The 18,779-nt window shown below is 42.9% G+C and carries 18 protein-coding genes; 3 read left to right on the top strand and 15 right to left on the bottom strand.

The genetic code is table 11. From position 1 onward, the window contains the following. Positions 1-203 precede the first annotated feature (203 nt). The 8 genes from PN466_RS06700 to PN466_RS06665 all read right to left on the bottom strand — a co-directional run bounded on the left by PN466_RS06700 (position 204) and on the right by PN466_RS06665 (position 4,993). The gene (locus PN466_RS06700) at positions 204-1,517 is read right to left on the bottom strand and encodes an aminopeptidase P N-terminal domain-containing protein (RefSeq protein ID WP_278003011.1); all 1,314 of its coding nucleotides are present in this window, start codon (positions 1,515-1,517) and stop codon (positions 204-206) included. A gap of 184 nt (positions 1,518-1,701) precedes the next feature. Then, positions 1,702-1,935, bottom strand: coding sequence for a DUF2283 domain-containing protein (locus tag PN466_RS06695; protein ID WP_271938002.1), 234 nt, complete (start codon positions 1,933-1,935; stop codon positions 1,702-1,704). Then, positions 1,920-2,243, bottom strand: coding sequence for a hypothetical protein (locus tag PN466_RS06690; protein ID WP_271938000.1), 324 nt, complete (start codon positions 2,241-2,243; stop codon positions 1,920-1,922). The genes PN466_RS06695 and PN466_RS06690 overlap by 16 nt, the downstream gene beginning before the upstream one ends. 26 nt (positions 2,244-2,269) lie before the next feature. Next, positions 2,270-3,034: an MBL fold metallo-hydrolase gene (locus PN466_RS06685; RefSeq protein WP_271937998.1), complete on the bottom strand. Its 765-nt coding sequence runs from the start codon at positions 3,032-3,034 to the stop codon at positions 2,270-2,272. 53 nt (positions 3,035-3,087) lie between these two features. Then, positions 3,088-3,681, bottom strand: a complete 594-nt coding sequence (locus PN466_RS06680; protein ID WP_271937995.1) for an anthranilate synthase component II — start codon at positions 3,679-3,681, stop codon at positions 3,088-3,090. A gap of 8 nt (positions 3,682-3,689) precedes the next feature. Next, positions 3,690-4,133, bottom strand: a complete 444-nt coding sequence (locus PN466_RS06675; protein ID WP_271937992.1) for a diacylglycerol kinase family protein — start codon at positions 4,131-4,133, stop codon at positions 3,690-3,692. A gap of 124 nt (positions 4,134-4,257) precedes the next feature. Then, positions 4,258-4,758 (bottom strand): rRNA maturation RNase YbeY, encoded by a 501-nt coding sequence (ybeY, locus tag PN466_RS06670; RefSeq protein WP_271937990.1) that lies wholly within the window; start codon positions 4,756-4,758, stop codon positions 4,258-4,260. A gap of 25 nt (positions 4,759-4,783) precedes the next feature. Beyond that, entirely contained in the window at positions 4,784-4,993 is a 210-nt protein-coding gene (locus PN466_RS06665) for a DUF3285 domain-containing protein (protein WP_271937988.1), read from the bottom strand. 319 nt (positions 4,994-5,312) lie between these two features. Between PN466_RS06665 and PN466_RS06660 the strand changes: the two genes are divergently transcribed. Further along, positions 5,313-5,510 (top strand): hypothetical protein, encoded by a 198-nt coding sequence (locus tag PN466_RS06660; protein ID WP_271937986.1) that lies wholly within the window; start codon positions 5,313-5,315, stop codon positions 5,508-5,510. 52 nt (positions 5,511-5,562) lie between these two features. Then, positions 5,563-6,471 carry a sulfotransferase family protein gene (locus PN466_RS06655; protein WP_271937985.1) on the top strand — a complete coding sequence of 303 codons (909 nt, stop codon included), beginning with the start codon at positions 5,563-5,565 and terminating at the stop codon, positions 6,469-6,471. On the opposite strand, the gene PN466_RS06650 is transcribed toward PN466_RS06655, so the two are convergent. The 6 genes from PN466_RS06650 to PN466_RS06625 form a co-directional block, all read right to left on the bottom strand. Then, positions 6,468-8,522 (bottom strand): DUF2264 domain-containing protein, encoded by a 2,055-nt coding sequence (locus PN466_RS06650; RefSeq protein ID WP_271937983.1) that lies wholly within the window; start codon positions 8,520-8,522, stop codon positions 6,468-6,470. The two genes, PN466_RS06655 and PN466_RS06650, sit on opposite strands and share 4 nt — an antisense overlap. A 214-nt stretch (positions 8,523-8,736) precedes the next feature. Beyond that, positions 8,737-9,654: a glycosyltransferase gene (locus tag PN466_RS06645; protein WP_271937982.1), complete on the bottom strand. Its 918-nt coding sequence runs from the start codon at positions 9,652-9,654 to the stop codon at positions 8,737-8,739. A gap of 16 nt (positions 9,655-9,670) precedes the next feature. Beyond that, positions 9,671-10,837: a glycosyltransferase family 4 protein gene (locus PN466_RS06640; protein WP_271937980.1), complete on the bottom strand. Its 1,167-nt coding sequence runs from the start codon at positions 10,835-10,837 to the stop codon at positions 9,671-9,673. A gap of 8 nt (positions 10,838-10,845) precedes the next feature. Next, positions 10,846-12,012 (bottom strand): aminotransferase class V-fold PLP-dependent enzyme, encoded by a 1,167-nt coding sequence (locus PN466_RS06635; RefSeq protein WP_271937977.1) that lies wholly within the window; start codon positions 12,010-12,012, stop codon positions 10,846-10,848. Between the two features lie 26 nt (positions 12,013-12,038). After that, the gene (locus tag PN466_RS06630) at positions 12,039-13,682 is read right to left on the bottom strand and encodes a class I SAM-dependent methyltransferase (protein WP_271937974.1); all 1,644 of its coding nucleotides are present in this window, start codon (positions 13,680-13,682) and stop codon (positions 12,039-12,041) included. Between the two features lie 16 nt (positions 13,683-13,698). Continuing rightward, positions 13,699-16,548 carry an ATP-binding protein gene (locus tag PN466_RS06625; RefSeq protein WP_271937972.1) on the bottom strand — a complete coding sequence of 950 codons (2,850 nt, stop codon included), beginning with the start codon at positions 16,546-16,548 and terminating at the stop codon, positions 13,699-13,701. Between the two features lie 153 nt (positions 16,549-16,701). Between PN466_RS06625 and PN466_RS06620 the strand changes: the two genes are divergently transcribed. Next, positions 16,702-18,264, top strand: coding sequence for a TM0106 family RecB-like putative nuclease (locus PN466_RS06620; RefSeq protein ID WP_271937971.1), 1,563 nt, complete (start codon positions 16,702-16,704; stop codon positions 18,262-18,264). On the opposite strand, the gene PN466_RS06615 is transcribed toward PN466_RS06620, so the two are convergent. Further along, entirely contained in the window at positions 18,148-18,654 is a 507-nt protein-coding gene (locus PN466_RS06615; RefSeq protein ID WP_271937970.1) for a GNAT family N-acetyltransferase, read from the bottom strand. The genes PN466_RS06620 and PN466_RS06615 overlap by 117 nt on opposite strands. Positions 18,655-18,779: the final 125 nt, after the last annotated feature.

Genomic DNA, 18,779 nt, shown 5'->3' with positions numbered 1-18,779 from the left:
CTGGAAATGCACTGTACATAATAAAAGCGGAAAATGCTGTATCCGAAAGGATAAAAGGATTGAAATTGATTGACGGTGTTTATCAATAATCACAACCCGTTATCCTACAGCGCTTTGCGCTGCTATGAGGGACAGTATTGAATCCTTAAAGCCATATACCACAACCCCATTCCCTATTCCCTAGCGCAAAGCGCTATATCTCTCTATTTGCTTTCTAATTCTTCGGGCATTTTAGGAATGCCAGCCGTCAGTACTTCATAGCCATTTTCGGTAACTAAAACATCATCTTCAATCCGCACGCCAATCCCTCGCCATTGGGGAGGGACTTCAGGTTGCTCTTCTGCGGGTTTGACCAAAGGAGCAATGTACATGCCCGGTTCTACGGTTAATACTTGACCTGGTTGTAGTACTTGCGACTCTTCCTCATTTTGTTTATAGGCTCCCACATCATGAACATCCAGACCGAGCCAATGACTGGTGCGATGCATATAATAGGGTTTATATTTTTCTTCTTTGATGAGTTCTTCTGGTTCTCCGACTAAAAACCCTAATTCAATCATGCCTTCGACGAGGACTTGAACAGCAGTATCATGAACGGCGCTAAAGGGATTACCGGGTTTGATTTGGGCGATCGCCTGCCGTTGGGCTTCGAGGACAATCTCATAAATCACCCGTTGTTCCATTCCATACTTTCCACCAACCGGATAAGTACGGGTAATATCACCGTTGTAATAGCCATAGGAACACCCCGCATCAATGAGTAATAAATCTCCCGCTTCTAAGGCGCGGGAGTTCTCAATGTAGTGAAGAACACAGGCATTCGCACCAGAAGCAACAATCGAAGGATAAGCTGGGCCAACCCCTCCCCGACGACGGAAAAGGTACTCCATTTCTGCTTGAATTTCGTACTCATAAATTCCGGGTTTCGCCATATCCCAAGCTAAATGATGGGCTTCGACAGAAATAGCGATCGCCTTACGCATCAGCTCTAATTCCGTCTCACTCTTCACCAAGCGTAGCGGATGTAACAGAGTCATCGGGTCTTCCAGAGCCGTAGGGCCAAAGCCTTTTTTTGCGTATTGTCTGAGCAGAGACTGCCACTGCTTCAAAATCGTCTGATTAAACAGTTCATCAATACCAAAGTGATAATATAGGCGATCGGCCTTCGACAAATACTGAGGTAATTTTTCTTCTAACTCGGCAATAGGATAGGCTTCATCCGCACCATAGATAGCCTTAGCATCTTCCACCCCTACCCGATAACCACTCCAAACTTCCTTCTCCCACTCCTTCGGTTGCACAAACAAAATAAACCGGTGTTCTTCATGGTGAGGTGCTAACACTGCCACCGCTTCCGGTTCATTAAACCCTGTCAGATAGAAAAAATCGCTATCCTGGCGAAAGGGATGCTCCACATCACGGTGCATAACTGCTAAGGAAGCGCTACGAAAAATCGCCGTACTTTTTGCCATGTTCGCCATTAATCTTTCCCGACGTTGGCGATATTCGTCTTTCAGTTGCCCCGAAACGGCCTTGGAGAGGGATGAAACCACGCTAATTGAACCTCCTTTAATAATTAAGTCAAATATTTATCGTCTTTGGTAACCAAAATATACCTTGATTGAGTGAGATATACTCAACTTCTGACAAAATGCGATCTTCAATGTTGCTATAAACCGACATTTCTTCGTCTACTCTCAATTAACCCACCAACCTTAAGGCTGCATCAATGGGTAACTCAAGCGGGAATTGTTCTCCCCAACGCTTTGAGAAAAACAAAATTTCTAAATTCTCAATTTCTCCAGATTCAGGATTCAACCGGGCAATAATTTCATCCCCAATCTCTTCTGATTCTTGAGCTGCATAGACAGGGCAAACATCAATATATAAAATATCTCCAACCTTGTCATACCGAAACGTTAGCCTTTTGTCCATAAGGTGTTACCTCCAGAAATCTTTCTAGCTGTGTACATCGTGACAATCCAAAGTCGTTGAGGACTCTCATCACGCACGATCGCCACAATCAAAAAACGCCCTGTCCGAATCTCCTCAAACCACCGAGAAAATAAAAAAGTTGAAGGATCTCTTACACTTGCTCTAATCCAATCTGGCTCTAGGAGCGTTTGTGCTAATTGTTCTTCATATTCTGGCAAAGTTCCCGGATGACGTTCGATAATATGCTCCTCTCTTTCCTCCGATAGTTCCACAAACTCCTTAAAATAGGGACACTCAAAAATTCTCATAACATCCCCAACTGTAGGTTAAAAGTTTAGAGTGAGAGCACTTTAATTTGTGAACCTTCATTGGGCAGGCCATTGGCTTGAAGGGTCAGGCGATCGCCAGCTATTCTTTGCACAGCAGTACCATTCATCAGGGCCAGAAATTCATCCACCCTCGCCAAATCACAGACTTGAGGATCGGCCTGTTGGGTCTGGTAATGGGTAGGAATGACAATTTTAGCGTTCAGTATTTCTAGGGCAGCTTGTGCCTCTTCGGGGCTATAGGCCTTAGGGCCACCTCCAACGGGAATGAAGACGACATCCGGTCTACCGATGAGGATTTTCTGCTCTACGGTAATGGGAGAAGCCATCCCCCCTAAATGCAAAAGTTTTATTCCGGCTTGTTTCCAAACCCAAGACACATTACTCGGAAAGCGGCTTCCTGGCCGTTTCTCTAGCCGCTCGGCTACCATTCCCCGCACCTGCAAGCCACCATTGAGTTGATAATCTCCAGGTTCAAATAGAAGTCTGGGTTGGCCAGGAAGGTCTTCTACATAGCCTTCATCCAACAGTTGAGAACTGATTAATACTAGATCGGCTTCCACATTGGGGGCGGGGTATTGGGCGGTGCAACCTAGGGGACGAAAGGGGTTGACTAAAATCTGATGGCCGCCCCCAGTAAATAGGAAGCAGGTATGACCAAGGCTCTGTATGGTTAATCCACTGGGGGTTTGGGCTGTTGCAGAATAGGCAGATGTGACGATAGTGGCGATCGCCATTGCCCCTGTAGTGCTGATAAAGTTGCGCCGTTTCATTGCTCAATTATTGGGTGATTCAGTTTTTATTATCCAGGGTTGGGGTCCGCTTCTCAAGAAGGGAGCGATCGCAGAAAGTTCCGCAATAGGTCTTTGCCTTTGCTGGTGAGAATACTTTCGGGATGGAATTGAACGCCTTGGATGTGGGGATATTGGCGATGGCGAACCCCCATAATTGTCCCATCTTCAACCCAAGCTGTAATTTCCAACTCTTCTGGACAACTGCTGCGGTCAATGGCCAAACTATGATAGCGAGTCGCATTTAAAGGATTATCCAGACCGGCAAAAATGCCCACACCGCTATGGTGAATGGGTGAAGTTTTACCATGCATGAGGACAGAGGCAGAGACAATTTTACCACCAAACACTTGACCAATACCTTGGTGGCCCAGACAAACCCCCAGAATGGGTAAGTTTGGGCCTAACTTCGCGATCGCCTCTAGGGAGACTCCGGAATCTTCCGGTCGTCCCGGTCCAGGAGAGATCACGATTCCATCCGGTTTAAGCTCTTGAATTTCTTCCCAGGAGATGCGATCGTTTCGATACACCTGAATGTCTTTGGCTTGGGGGAACTCTTGTCCTAATTCTGCCAAATACTGAACTAAATTGTAAGTAAAACTATCGTAGTTATCAATAACAATGATCATGGGAGCCGTTAGGAGAACAGGATAACCAGCTTAGGCAACAGCAGAATGATTCCTACTATAATAGAGGCGATCGCCGAGATCAACACCGCTCCAGCCGCGCAATCTTTAGCAATTTTGGCCAATTCATGATAGTTCTGTTCTACCGTTAAATCCACCACAGCTTCTAAAGCCGTATTCAGCAACTCTAGCACCAAAACCAAAGAAATCATCACCGCCAAAATCGCCGCTTCCACCGCATTAACCTGCAACAGAGATCCAACGACCATCACCAAACTTCCCGCAATCACATGGATGCGAAAATTCCGTTGCGTTCTAAACGCATAAGTTACTCCAGCCCAAGCATACTTAAAACTGGTGGGCAAATTCTCTGCTACCTGCCAAGAGCAGTTACGATGAGTAACCCTTGAGGAATGGGTTGATTCAACGGTTGAAATCGAAAGTTTACTAGACATAAGGTTCACCATAATTGAGAGCAAAGGTGGGGATCTATTGATATGAGCGTTCGTCGTCTTCCATTGTCTGTAGAGCAACCCAGACCATAAGCAGAAATTGAATTCACCATGAGGGTAACTCATATCATAGGATCTGACATCCCCCCGAGGTCCCCAACTCTAAACCCACTTGCACCAGTAGAGATTCTTGTTTGATCCACATCGCCTGTAAGCTCTCTTCATCGGGATGATCCCAACCCAACAAATGCAGTAAACCATGGGCACTGAGCCAAGCCAATTCCACAATTTCTGAATGACCTTGTTCTTTAGCTTGATCCCTAGCAATCTCCACTGAAATCATTAGATCTCCTAAATATAAGGGGTCTTCAGTCCCTGGCAGAAGAGGGGTTTCCGTCTCTAGAGCAGCAAAGGCTAAAACATCTGTCGGTCTGTCTTGTTGGCGATATTGGGCATTGAAGCTCTGAATCTCTTGGTTATCTGTTAAGCGTAAGCTCAATTCATACGCAGACGCTGGAGGCAGATCGATACTCTTTAACCAAGTACAAAACCATTGATGTAATAGTTCTGATGTTACCGGAGGTTGAGCAATAGACGGGCTAATCTCAATATTGACTTCAACATCCATTGTGAATATCTCCTATCGAGTGAGGTTATCGAGTAAGGTAGGAAAGTCCCACCAGTACCCCCAAAAGACCGATAACGGTAAGGGTAAAGTGGATTAAGGATTTTCTCCCTTTACGCACCATGTTCCTCATTGCTAGTTTCACGTAACTCGCTTGCGGTTCTTGTGAAGCCGTTTGGGGCGTTTCAGGAGTTTCAGGTTGTTCAGAGGGGATAGGAGAGGTTTCAGATTCAGTCATAATTCATTAGGCAAAAGGCACTCTAGCAATAGACAATAGCTTGAATTACTTAGGATCTAAGCCTTCAAGCTGCACTCCTTCAGAAAAGAGAATCGCTATAATTGCTTTTTGCAAGTGTAACAGAAATGTTACACTTTTTTTTCAATCTTTTGGGTTGTCATTTCAGTTCTCTGTAAATCTACAGACTGACCTTATCGGGCTTTGAGCAAAGCTTTACAAAATCTTGTTGTAAATTGCAGTAATCCTTACTGATTCTTTATATCCAATAGGATAACCTGGAGAGGATAGCAGAGTCTATCGTCTAGAGGAAGCAAGTACCATGAAGTCCCAACAATTTATCCTGGCTCTAATCCTGTTCTGTTTGCGATTATTGCTCACTGGTTGTACCGTTCGACCCGTAGTAAAGAACACTGGTATAACACCCGGACGACGTAAGTCTGCTCAGAAAATTTGTTTACCTGTTTTACAACCGTGCGCGATCGCCTCTCAAAAAAACCTCATTAACCTACAAAATTGATAATCTGCTAAAATCCGAACGACCGTCCTAATCAAGTCATGGAGAAATAGCAATGACTATGCCCAATTTTCTACTTATCGGTGCGGCTAAATCAGGGACTAGCTCTGTTTACAGATATCTCTATGAACACCCTGAAATTTATATGAGCAAAAATAAAGAACCCAATTTTTTTGCTTATGAAGGATGGCAACCGGATTTCTGCGGCCCTGGAGATGCCGAAGCTACAACCAATGTCAAAACAGTCCCCTACTTAAAAGAGTATCAAGCTCTTTTTAAGAATATCAAAGATGAAAAATCAATTGGAGAAGCCTCGACTTTTTATCTTTATATTCCCGAAGCAGCAGCCCGGATTAGACACTATATTCCAGAGGTAAAGTTAATCGCTATTTTACGCCATCCTGTGGATCGAGCGTATTCTTTTTATTCCCACTTACGTCGAGATGGACGAGAGCCACTTAAAGATTTTCATCAAGCTTTTAAGGAAGAAGAACAGCGTAGAAAAAAACATTGGTCTCCTGTGTGGCGTTATCAAGATTTTGGTTTCTATGGTTTGCAACTGCAACGATATTTCGAGCGATTCGATCCCAAGCAAATCAAAGTTTATCTTTATGAAGATCTGCAAAAAGATGCCCAAAACATGATTAAAGATATTTTTCAGTTTCTAGAAGTGGATGATACTTTTACACCTAATTTTTCGGTTCGCTACAATAAATCAGAAGTCCCCAAAAATAGGATTTTACATAGTTTTATTAGCAATCAGAATATTGTCAAGAGCCTCATCCGACCTTTGATTCCGGCAAAAATTCGTCAGCCGATGGCGGCAAAAGCCTACCGGAAAAATCTGGCGAGGCTGAAGCCACTGTCTCCAGAACTGCGACAAGAATTAATTCCCATCTTTCAAGCAGATATCTTAAAGCTACAAGATTTAATTGGGCGCGATCTGTCCCATTGGCTAGTCTAGTGTTGAACGATTTGACAAGTTTTTCCATCCCCCGAAACTCTAGCCATAATGATTTTACCCTCGATCGTCTTTCCATTAAGGGTAAGATTAAGGCGCTTGATTTTACCGAATTGCATCACGACTTGTTCGCCATCATAAAAGTGGAAGTTGATCAAGTCATCAGCAATTTGAAAATTATGGACGAGTTGCATCAATTGATCGATGCTCTCATGGCCGATTTTTCCATAAACCATATTGGCCAAATAAAAAGACTTTTGGTTTTGATTTTCAAAGCCTAAAGCGGGAACCACACTTGATTTATATCTAATATTATTCTCAATCTCCTTAGAGATTAAAGCGTGGGCTGGAAATTGGCGATCGTAGCCATACAAGTTGCGAATAAAACTGATTTTACCATCTTTATAGGCGACTTCTGCACCTTCTGTTGAGATAATCTCTGGTACACCTTCGTCAAACCCTAATGGATATCCCCCTTCTTTGAATTTCAAAAATTTCCGAGTGTTAATGTAATGGACATTAATCATAAAGTCATCTTTAACTAGAGTGTAAGTCCATCCCCAACCGAGGTTAGTATAGATTCGAGGTAACCAGTTAGTGGCCTGGCGTTTGAGAATTCGCAATGGATATTTAGACGCAATAAAGTTGGGTTTGCAATAGAGGGGTTGAATCTGCGATCGCTGCACATATCTACCGCCATCAGAAAACGTCAGAGCATTGTCACACAGAGAACTGTCACTATCGTATTTTTTTCTCATGGGGCCGATATCATAACCGAAGAGAGAAGAATAGGCAAAATTGGTATATTTGCTACTCAGCTCGGGATAACTATGATGAGATTTATGGTTCAGGAGCTGAACATGACCCGATGCGCGATCGCCTACAACCAAATAACCGGCTGACTCAATGGAAATAGAAAAGCTATCTCTATCAATAGCTAGAGGCTTTTCCTCTGCTTGCCAAAAAGGGTGAGAGGCCGGTAATAAGAGTAGATTAAAGGCTTTTGCGGCCCAGTACGGAGATGCGGCACAGGAGTAAAATTCTAGCAGTCTGGGGGAATGACGGAGATATCCAGGAGTGAGAAGATTATCTTCTGTAAAGATTGCTCCACGGAGAAAAAATTGCAGGGAACGATTGCAAATACTTTTGAGTTCCCCCAAATCTTGCTCTAGACCATCTAAATATAACCCCAACGCAATGGGAGCAAGATAGGCAAACCGATAGGTAACCGATCGCCCGAAACACGGTACATTCCCTTCCCCAGAGAAGAAGTAGCGGAAAGTGTGCATATACTCTCGCATCCTTTGGAGATGCAGTTGGGCCATTTCCGGATGGCGATCGCCATCTAAAATAACCCACATCAAAAAATAGTAATGGAATCCCCAGGCATTGTAATAATCAATTTGGTTCGTCTTTCCATCTCGATACCAACCCTCTCCAAGGTACATCTTTTTACAAATCTCTAGATTTTTAAAGATCTCTTTTTTAGAGAAAGGCATCCCCAACCTTTCTAAAACTGTATTAATAATCACCTTAAATAAAAACCAATTATTAGCATGGGCCTTCACCCGATTGCATTGCAGCAAATAATCAGCCACCTGTGTTTTTTCTCTGTCCGAATACTTATCCCATATCTGAGCTTGTGAAAGATACAGAGACCATGCTAGAGATCCGCATTCCACAATATTCTGAGAAAAGTCATCTATCTGTCCCCAATATTCAGGATGTTGAGGATTCGTTCCTGCCAAAATTCCTTCCCGATAAAAACCAGCAACATCCACTGTCTTATTTGTGACAGAAAATTGAGGCGCATTATGACTTTTGAGCCATGGTGCAGCCATAATTAAAGATCGGGAAAATCCTTCCAATTCATCAGCCACTAAACCATTGGTACTCTCTACTCCTGGAATTTTAATCCTTGCTTTTCCCGGAGATGCATAGGCAAGAATTCCTTCAAGAAAAACCCAAACAACTTCTTCCCAGTGTTGTCTCGTTAATCCAGTTACGGAAGCGGTTGGATAATCAAACGGGGTTGTCCATTCAAATACCTTCATTATTTTTACCTAAATAACGTAAGGATAATCTAGCTCCAAGCAATCCCAAATCGGGTTGGAGAGCTTTCTTTAATTGGCTATAGTGGTTCATGGGTTTGCTGATCAAGACGCTAATTCTTATGAAAATACATTTGCTTCTTCTTTTCAAGTTTTTTGTCCTGTACTGAGACCATCCAGTAATTAATGATAGTCAAATATACCACCAAAGTTCTAATTACTTCCTTTCTGATTTTTTTCCGATTTTCAATCGGAATAATTCCAACGCAACTGCATAGTCAACAAAAATAGTTACCAAAATGAATAGAAATTTCTCTTGCTTTTTTAATCGTTGGTCAGATAATCTCCAACGCAAATATTTTACAGGAGGCTTAATCCTTTTTAAAATCTCCTTAAGTAAAAGATGGCTTCCTTTATCTTGATCATAAGTGCCTAGATCATACAAGCCTCCTACTACACGAATTGTTCTTTTATATAATTCTTTTATAGATGATCGAGCTGGATGCTTGACAGATGCTTCTTCAGAATAAATTAACTTATACCCTTTAGATGAAACTCTTTGACCCCATTCAACATCTCCTCCAGATTTTAAATCATCTCTAAATACACCAACATCATCAAATATACTTTTAAGTGTAAAAACATTTGCGGTTGCACCAAATCTTTTTTTTTCAATATGTTGCTTTTGATTTAAGTAATTATTGATTTCATCATAAAATTCGATCGCTGTTGGTGAATCATCATCTTTAAAAAATAATTCTATTTTTCCTCCTACTAAACCAACTTTAGTGACTTTTAATAATTCATTTACCCCCTTTTCAATCCAAGTTTCATAAGCAATACAATCAGAATCTGTAAAAGCAATAATTTTACCTTGAGCTAAGGAAATACCTCTATTTCGGGCTGCGTAAGATCCAGGTTTTTCTTCATACGATAAAATAACTTGAGGAAAATGATTCGTTATGATTTCAACATTTTCTTCTGATTGATTATCAACTACAATGATTTCATAGCAATCTTTAGGATAGGTTTGATTTTCTAAAGATGCCAAGCATTTTTTTAGTGCTTGAGAATTATTATACACAGGTATAATGACAGAAACAAAAGGATATATTTGATCTTTACTTATACTCATAAGATTTAATTGATTCCTAAAGTATTGATTGTAAAGTGGCTTTTAAATTTTCAGCATTTATCGTCCAGTTTAGTCGATTTTCATATTCCAGGAATGATGAATAAGCTATTTGTTGATACTTATCATAATCGCTTATTAACCCAGAAACATATTCACAGTACTCCGATATTTTTGCTGTTAAAGAAAACGTTTTTCCATTTAGATCATCTTGTATGATAGTAGGAATTCCACCAATATCTGATGCTATACAAGGAACACCAAAAGAATTGGCTTCACAAAAAACAAGACCATAAGTTTCAGCTTTGGTAGGTAAAATCAGAAAATGAGAGTTTGCTAAGATTTGATCGAGCTTATGTTTTCCTTCTGGGTGAGATTTGTCTATTTTTCCAATAATTTTAACAAAATCTGGGAGTTGCTCTTGATGAGGAGGTTTCGCGCCTACAACAATCAATTCTGTTTTGAAGCCATTTTTATTAAGCTGCTTGGTGACTTCTAAGGCAATATCACCTCCTTTTCTATGCCAATCAAATCCCAAGAATAGTAATTTACAAGGAGAAGGAGGTCTAGATTCTATAATTTTTTGAATATCATTCTTAGTGCGATCGCACTCGATAGTGGCACCCCAAGGAACAACCTTAACTTTGGCTGGATTGATATTGTATAACTTAATTGCTTGTTGAGCTGCCCAGTCGGAAGTGTAAATGGCTAACTCACAGTTGTCAATGGCTCTCTTTTCTAAATCATAGAGCTTATCAAGGGTTTCTTGACACAGGTTACTCAGATAAGGATAAAAATCAACTAGATTTCCAATAGCAGCATCAGTATAAAGGACAATGGACTGTTTGGCTTTCAGATAGGCAATGGGAAGAACATTTTCAGGGGTGACGATTATATCAACATTGAGGGTAGATAGCTTTTTCTCAATTTGTCGAGCATAGTGTTTGAGGATAAAGGGTTCAGTCCAACTGTAGTAATCTTGATGATAGAGGTTACGATAATAAAGCCACTTGGCTCTGGTTATGGGCGATCGCTTTTTCTGTAGCGGGCCAATATAGTCTAAGGATAAGGATGCTGACTCTAACGACTTGGCCAAATAACGCCCTGCCGTAAACAATCCTGTATGTTCCTGATTCCATTGAGAAGAATCAAAAACATCATAGGTGGTAACGTAAGCGATCCGCATTATGTTTCTTAAACCTTCGATGTAATAGTCACGATCGCCTCCACCAGTCGCTCGATTTCCCCAACTTCGGTAAAATAGTGAACACAAGCACGAATACAGTTGGGATGGCGGATGCTCCTCACCATAAGGTTTTGCGCTTCTAAAGCATTGACCAGTTGCTCGTGTTTACCGCTTTCAAGTTGGAATGAAACTAAACCCGATTGTGGTTTAGTTGCTTGCAGTCGATGAACTTGGGGGATGTCTCCCAACTTGTCCCAAAGTATAGCACTGAGTTTACAGATACGATCGGATCGCTGTTCAATCGTTCCCCAAGATTGATGAAAGGAAATAGCTTCTCGCAGTCCTGCCAGTAAAGGATAGGCAGAGGTGGCGACTTCATAGCGCCGGCCATCGGGTTTCCATCCTTTGGGTTGTCCAGTCATGGTCGTCAGAATGCCACGCCAACCAATATAGGTGGGATGCAGGGTTTCTAAGGCTTCGGGACGCACATATAAGCCACCTAATCCTTCCGGACCACACCACCATTTATGACCGGTAAAGGCATAAAAATCAATGCCATCATCGGTTAAGGTGAGGGGTAAAGAGCCGACAGATTGGGCAGCATCGACTAGGATTTGAGTGTTGGGGTTTTGCGATCGCACTTGCTCCACAATTTCTTTTTGCCGTAGAACTTGACCCGTATTCCAGAGAATATGGCTGATAATCACCAATTTAGTGTTGGGTTGGACTCGACTGGCGATCGCTTCTACCGGGTTTCCTTCGTTCAAAGTTTCTAAAACTGGACAAGTCGCAAGCTGAACGCCAAACCGACGACTAATTTCTTGTGCTGCGGCAATAATACCGGGATGTTCGCAGTCGGTTAATAAGAGTCCATCTCCAGCTTTCCAGGGAATTCCCCATAGGGCAATATTGCACCCGACAGAGACATTTTCGGTCAGGGTGATGCTGCTGGCAGGGACTGCCAATTGTGCCGCAATCACTTCCCGCGTCTGCTGCAATTCTTGAGCGACTTCATCCCGAAAGCTATGGGAATATGGCCCTAAATTTTGAATGTGGCGATAGGACTTCAAAATGGCTTGTAGTGCTGATTCCGGCAAGGGCCCTTGAGCGCCGTAATTAAAATACCCTTTATTCTGGAGAGCTGTAAGTTGTTGCCGGTGTTCGTCAAGGTTCATAAGGGGATGAATATTTTGCACCTATTTTATAGTACGGTAGCCAGGAACTGATCGCAAACGGTATGGATTTCTCCTTCAGAATCGATGATTTTAATTTGCAGTCGATAATGCTCCGCATCGCTGACGCGATCGCGATCGGCTTGGATCGCTTCATGTTGATAAAATTGGGCAATCCATCCACTATAAACATAGTTTGCTCTGCCCCAATATTGGGCGACATCGGGACGCACACAAGTGGGTAAACATCGCTGTTTGAGTGTGCCATTGAGGGAAATTTGGATATCTTCAATGGTGATATCAGAATGTAAGACAACCACCCATCCTTCCAATTCTAAAATCACACCTTCGGAATCCGGAGCGGGTTTAAGGGTGGCACGGTCGAGATTGGCTTGAATATTATTAGACCAAATATTATCTAAGATTTTAGCGCGCCACCAATTGGATTGAGATTGAATCACCTGTTTCCAAGAAGTTTCAGCCACACCTTGGGTAGGGATTCCCTCTGGCAACAAAGTTTTCATCCAGTTTAAGACAATAATTCGTTCTTTCTGGCGATCGCTCACCGCCTTAATCATAATCACTGCTGTTTCTAAATCCACCTCTTCCGGTAAACTAAACACACACGACCAGCCGGATTTTTCCGTCCATTGAGGATCAATTCCCAAAACTTGTGCTGCTTTCTGGGAAGGAGTGGAAGGAATACATCTTTGTAGCAATCGGTTACCCTGTTTCCCTTTACACCACACTTGAATTTCTACCACTCCATGATCCGGTTGTACGATCGCACTCCATCCCCGCAGAAAGAATCGCCCCCTATCATCCATAAAATAGTCTTCTAGAGCGCCTTTGGGAGTAAAATCGATTTTTAAATCAGAAAAATCGCAATTGGGGGTTTTAACCACCATGTATAAATCTTGGAGTGTAAAGGCTCTCGGAAAGCGAGTATAAGAGACTTTATCCCCCATAGAAGCGGCGATCGCTCTTTTGACAAAATCCTCCGTTACCCAACTGGAACCATATTCTGCCCGATCTAAAGATTGACTCTCGCTTTGCTCCACAAATAAAATCCCAGATTCTGGCATGGTATAACCTGGAGGTTGGACCGCTCGATCGTGAACACTAAAGAGCAATAACCCACCGGGTAGGAGTAAATCATATAAGCGACTTAACCATTGTCCAAACCGATCTTCTGGCAAATGGCTAAACAAAGAATAAACCAAAATACAATTAAATTTTTCGTCACAGTGATAACTCTTCGGATCGACCACAGAATCAATCCCGTGAACGCCTAATTCTTTGGTCACAAAATCGACTGCTTTAGGATAAATATCCGAAGCCCAAACTTGATCAGGAGCAAGTTTTTGCACCCAGAATCGAGTTAATCGTCCATACCCACAGGCAAACTCTAAAAAACGGTCTATATTCCTCCAACTCCTCTGATGCCATGCGATCGCCTGATCTACCCGATCCACAATCTCCTGTGCCGATTTAAAATAGGCTAAAACTGCCTGCTCTTTTTTTCCTTGATAACTCTGTGAATCCAGTAAAAAAAGTAGCATCTCGTCTTGGGGATGAATCTGGGTATTCAGAGACGAAAGTCCCGATAATCCATCGGCCAAATAGTCCCGAACCAAAGTATAGGTAAATGCATCAATCGTTTGATCGTTCATTGATCCAACACTCGACTTATTGTTTCTGTTGTTCTAACACAGATTTAACTTGATTAAATTCTAATTCAATTTGGGCAATTCTCTGACCGATTTGTACCAAACTAGCCGTTTGAGCTTCTGCTTCTAAATCTCGACATAAATTCGCCAAAGCATTGGCACCAAACGTTCGAGAGCTACCCTTGAGCGTATGAGCTTTAATGGTTAAAGTTTCCGTATCTTCGGTTTGGGCAGACTGCTTCATGACTTCTAGGATTTTTGGCACATCTCCCAAGAACTGATCGATTAAATCGGTGAAAAATTCTGGATCGTCATCACTTTCTAGCTCATCCCGTAGGCGATTAAAAATTTGCCAATCTAAACTTTCTTCTCTTCCAGGATTAATTGATAAATTCAACTTCACTGGAGCTGATACAGTGTGCAGTTCTTGTAATTTAGTTTTTGCCCTTTCTAGAGCAGCTTGCAGTGATTCTACTTTCACCGGTTTACTCACATAATCATCCATCCCTGCTTCTAGACATTGCCACTGATTGCCATCGGCGGCTCCGGCCGTCATCGCGATAATATGTGGGCGCTGAGAACTTTGCCAATTTTGACAGATATATCGAGTCGCTTCTAAGCCATCCATTTCTGGCATTTGCACATCCATTAAAATGATATGATAAACTTGCCTTTGCAGTGCTTCAATCACTTCTAAGCCATTGCTGACGATATCAACTCGATAGCCTAAACGGTCTAACATTTTAATCGCAACTTTTTGATTGACACTATTATCTTCAGCTAGAAGAATACGCAGAGAGTAAACTGAGGAATCTTCACTATGATTTTCCTGATTTACAGGTGGGGAACCTATACTTAAACATTCAGATTCACTCACAGGAGAGGGTGAAAATCGGGGTTGATGAGTAGAGTCTGAATCTTCTGCCTGATGAGTATCAGGAAGATTGGGCATCCATTCTGTTGTTGGTGAATGGGTTTCCACTGTCCGTCCAGCACAAAGACCCATTAAAATTCGGTAGAGTTGGGAGAGTTTAATGGGTTTAGAGAGGGTGGAATCAAATTTTTCTTGGCAGGATTTGTTTACTGTACCGCTAAAGGCGAGTAAAATTAAAGGTAGAGAGTCGCGATCGCAGTATTGGCGAATCCGATCGACTAAATCCTCTAAGGATTCATCCCCAGGTAGCGCTCCAATAATTCCCACATCAAAGGGGATAGAGCGTTTCATCCAGTTGCTAACCTCTTCTGGTGTACTCAACTCTAAACTATTCATCCCCCATCTTTGGGCGTGATCTTTGAGAATTTTGCGATTCGTAGCTGATTGATCGACAATGAAAATCCTTTTTTCTCGTAACTGGGGTTGGCTATTGCGTAAATGAATCGGAATCGGCGATCGCGCCCCTTCAGCGACAATGGTAAAATGAAACGCTGCCCCCTGTCCCTCTTCACTCTCCACCCACATTTTACCGCCCATTAATTCACTTAAGCGCTTGCAAATCGATAATCCTAAACCCGTTCCTCCATAGCGACGAGTGGTGGAGGTATCCACCTGGGAAAAAGACTGAAAGAGCTTATTTTGTAAATGCTTGGGAATCCCAATCCCCGTATCTTGAACCGTAAATTGGACTTCATAAGAGACGGCCTGTTCCGGATGAGGAAGGGGACTCGGAGAACCTCCCAGACGTGTTGATTTGACCGTTACCGAAACTTCCCCTTCTTTGGTGAATTTAATCCCATTACCAATTAAATTCACTAGGATTTGCCGCAACCGGGTAATATCCCCAATTAAGCCATGGGGAGTTTGGGAATCAATTTCATAGGCTAAATTCAGACCTTTTTCAGAGGCATGGGCGCTTAGTAAATCTAAAGACTCTTCCACACATTCATAGAGGTCAAAGGGTTGAGTTTCTAACTCGAGTTTACCCGCTTCAATTTTCGAGAAATCTAAAATATCATTAATAATCGTCAATAAAGATTGACCGCTACTGCGGATAGTTTCCACATATTCTAATTGTTCTTCATCGAGTTCCGTATCAAATAATAAGCCACTCATGCCTAATACACCATTCATCGGAGTACGGATTTCATGACTCATGACGGCTAAAAAGTCAGATTTAAGCCGGGTGGCGGATTGGGCTTCTTGCAATGCTATATCGAGGGCCTTATTTTTGGCCTTGAGTTCATGGGTAATCTTGGTTTTTTCCTGTTCGACTAATTTGAGTGCTTTGATGTAATCTCGGATTTGGTGAAGTCCGGGATAAAAAATCAAGGCTCCTTCTAGGAAGAGAACAATTAGGGTTAATCCAAATAGGGCGAGTTGAACTTGGCTAGCCGTATTTAAATAGACGGGACTGAGATCGTACTCTTGGGTAAATATCTCTTCAATCTGGCGATCGCAACTTTTCCCTTGCTGCCATAACTGTTCCTCGGACACACCAGAGGGGTTTCCTACACTCACCAGACGTTCTGTCAGGCTCCACATCTTCCCATCACAGTCCTCTATCCCTTCCCAGGTTGTCTGTAAACTCTCAATCGATAACCCAAGCTGTAACTGTTTTTGTCTGAGCTTCTCGTAAAGACTTTTCCATTCTTGACGAACCCGAACTAAATCCTCCACTTCAGGGACTCGATCTGAAACTCTAGACTCCTGAGTAACAGCAACTGCTTCTTCGACAACCGTTGTAGTTAAGTGGCGATAATTCTCCATTAACTCCAAAAACCGGCTAGAGCGAATCTGTTGCTTTAGGGTTCGCTGAATCAAAATTTGACTTGACATCGACAATAGAGCCACAATCCCCAAAGACGCTAAGGAGAGAATGGCTAAACGCCGAATCGAAGGGCGAGAAATTTTCGAGCGTGAAGAATCATCCATGTTGGGATTCAAGAGATTTCAGAGTTAACCTAGGGCAATCTTTCAAGATCGAGGGACAATAGAAGGGAACTCTACCATGGGAGAACTTGATCCAACTGAGTCCTCTTTTCACCCCTTCCCACAATATGACAGGTTTTTGTTAGTCTAATCATTATGCTGCTGACTGCCCAATTATTACTAGATTACCAACGCTGTCATCGTCGAGCGTTTCTGGATATGTACGGAAACGATCGCCAACGAGACCCTCCGAGTGACTATCTGTTGAAATTAAGACAGGATAGTTCCGCCTACCAAAAAACGATCCTTGCCCATCATTCCTATGATAAACCAGAGTATACCCACGGCAATTGGCAAGAAGGGACTTTAGCAACTCTAGCCCTCATGCAAGAAGGGGTAGAGACGATCTATCATGGGGTTCTTTGGCTTGGGGAAATGGATTTAGAGTTTCTGGATCTGCCCCATTTTCTGCCTCAGCATTGGGCAAAATTCTCTTATCTGAGTCATCCAACTTTATGGGTAAAAACTCCTGGAGAATCAAAATTTGGCCCCTGGAAATATACTCCGGTGGATATAAAATGGGGCAAACGTCCCAAGCGGGAATATCAAATGGTCTCGGTATTCCATGCTTGGATTTTAAGTCAGATCCAAGGAGAATGGCCAGATAAAGGAGAATTGGTGTTAAGGGAGCGATCGCCCTATACAGTAGATTTAGCCCGTCTTTGGCCAGACTTCCAAAATCTGTTGACTGAAATGCTGACCATGCTCCTAGAGTCGAACGAACCGGAAGTGTTCATCAGTCGGCAAAAATGTAGCCTCTGTCAATGGTTAACCGGTTGTCATCAAGTGGCTCAACAACAAAACCATCTCTCTTTGATTCCGGGAATTACGCCTAAACGTTATGAACGCCTCCAGGAATTGGGGTTAACGTCCCTAGAATCCTTAACTGCTGAACAGTTGCCCGATTTAGCGCCAGAATTTGGACAGCAGGTGAGTGTACAAATTATTCGCCAAGCTCAATCGAGTTTAGAACAACGAGCGATCGCACTCCACCCCTGGACTCCAGAAGATTTTCCCGTTACTCCCGTTGAACTCTATTTTGATATTGAAACAGAACCCGACTTAAATCTAGAATATCTGTTGGGGGTTTTGGCGATCGATCGCACGGCGCAACGCTCCCGCTTTTATCCCTTTTTAGCGCGATCGCCAGATGACCAAGAACGGATGTGGCAAGCTTTTCTGGAACTGGTCAACCGCTATCACCCAATGCCCATTTTCCATTTTTGCGAATATGAAGTCAAAGCCGTCAATACCTTAGGGCAACGGTTTGGTACACCCGCATCGGAATTAAAACCCCTGATCCGTCGGTTTGTCGATATCCACGAACGAGTCACCCGCTTTGTCACCCTACCCATTGAAAGTTATGCCCTCAAAACCATTGCCCGATGGATGGGGTTTGAATGGCGAGATGAGAATGCTAGTGGAGCGCAAACCGTCTATTGGTATGACCAATGGCTCAAAAGTGGCGATCGCACCTTCTTAGACCGGATTATCTGCTATAACGAAGATGACTGTCGAGCAACCCACCATGTCAAAGAATGGTTAGTGTCCTTCCTCCGACAAATGCCGCCCCCAAATCAACAAATCCCGCTTCAGTCCGTCCATATTGGCGATTTCGGGCAAATGACCCCAACAGTCAAATCCCAACTTCTCGAATAGGGAGATACTCGGTTGATTGTGGGAGAAAATTAAGGCCACTAAGCTGGTGATTCCCAAACCCGGCCCAGAGGCGATCGCCTGACTCAACAATTCTCGCCCAATCCCTTTACGGTGAAATCCCGGATCGATGTAAATACTCACTTCCGCCGTAGCTTGATAAGCTGGACGGCCGTTTAAAAAATTATTCAAACTCAGCCACCCCACAATCTGGCCATCCATTTCCTTAACCCAAAGGGGTCGAGAGCCAGGAGAATGGTCTTGATACCAGGGCAGGCGACTTTCAACGGAAATTGGAAACAGATCGGCTGTGGCCAAACGACAAGGAACAGAGGCGTTGTAAATTTCAACTATTTTCGGTAAATCGGCTTCACAGGAATATCTGATGGTCATGCCAAGTAAAAATTTAGCGGGACTCAAACGCCAGAAAAATGTCAGAGAGCAGTATAACCGATGGAGAGAAGTTCAAGGTTAAGATCAATACAGAATTAGATCCGATGGGTCAGATTCAAGGAATA

The sequence above is a fragment of the Roseofilum reptotaenium CS-1145 genome, from assembly GCF_028330985.1.
Classification (GTDB): Bacteria; Cyanobacteriota; Cyanobacteriia; order Cyanobacteriales; family Desertifilaceae; genus Roseofilum; species Roseofilum reptotaenium.
The sequence above is the reverse complement of the archived record's forward strand: the minus strand, read 5'-3'. Positions and strand labels throughout refer to the sequence as shown.

Excerpts from the sequence above, each read along its gene's own strand:
- PN466_RS06695 (WP_271938002.1), bottom strand. The coding sequence starts at position 1,935 with ATGGACAAAAGGCTAACGTTTCGGTATGACAAGGTTGGAGATATTTTA.
- PN466_RS06630 (WP_271937974.1), bottom strand. The coding sequence starts at position 13,682 with ATGAACGATCAAACGATTGATGCATTTACCTATACTTTGGTTCGGGAC.
- PN466_RS06680 (WP_271937995.1), bottom strand. The coding sequence starts at position 3,681 with ATGATCATTGTTATTGATAACTACGATAGTTTTACTTACAATTTAGTT.
- PN466_RS06625 (WP_271937972.1), bottom strand. The coding sequence starts at position 16,548 with ATGGATGATTCTTCACGCTCGAAAATTTCTCGCCCTTCGATTCGGCGT.
- PN466_RS06665 (WP_271937988.1), bottom strand. The coding sequence starts at position 4,993 with ATGACTGAATCTGAAACCTCTCCTATCCCCTCTGAACAACCTGAAACT.
- PN466_RS06685 (WP_271937998.1), bottom strand. The coding sequence starts at position 3,034 with ATGAAACGGCGCAACTTTATCAGCACTACAGGGGCAATGGCGATCGCC.
- PN466_RS06660 (WP_271937986.1), top strand. The coding sequence starts at position 5,313 with ATGAAGTCCCAACAATTTATCCTGGCTCTAATCCTGTTCTGTTTGCGA.
- PN466_RS06690 (WP_271938000.1), bottom strand. The coding sequence starts at position 2,243 with ATGAGAATTTTTGAGTGTCCCTATTTTAAGGAGTTTGTGGAACTATCG.
- PN466_RS06640 (WP_271937980.1), bottom strand. The coding sequence starts at position 10,837 with ATGCGGATCGCTTACGTTACCACCTATGATGTTTTTGATTCTTCTCAA.
- PN466_RS06615 (WP_271937970.1), bottom strand. The coding sequence starts at position 18,654 with ATGACCATCAGATATTCCTGTGAAGCCGATTTACCGAAAATAGTTGAA.
- PN466_RS06650 (WP_271937983.1), bottom strand. The coding sequence starts at position 8,522 with ATGAAGGTATTTGAATGGACAACCCCGTTTGATTATCCAACCGCTTCC.
- PN466_RS06645 (WP_271937982.1), bottom strand. The coding sequence starts at position 9,654 with ATGAGTATAAGTAAAGATCAAATATATCCTTTTGTTTCTGTCATTATA.
- ybeY (WP_271937990.1), bottom strand. The coding sequence starts at position 4,758 with ATGGATGTTGAAGTCAATATTGAGATTAGCCCGTCTATTGCTCAACCT.
- PN466_RS06675 (WP_271937992.1), bottom strand. The coding sequence starts at position 4,133 with ATGTCTAGTAAACTTTCGATTTCAACCGTTGAATCAACCCATTCCTCA.
- PN466_RS06655 (WP_271937985.1), top strand. The coding sequence starts at position 5,563 with ATGACTATGCCCAATTTTCTACTTATCGGTGCGGCTAAATCAGGGACT.
- PN466_RS06635 (WP_271937977.1), bottom strand. The coding sequence starts at position 12,012 with ATGAACCTTGACGAACACCGGCAACAACTTACAGCTCTCCAGAATAAA.
- PN466_RS06620 (WP_271937971.1), top strand. The coding sequence starts at position 16,702 with ATGCTGCTGACTGCCCAATTATTACTAGATTACCAACGCTGTCATCGT.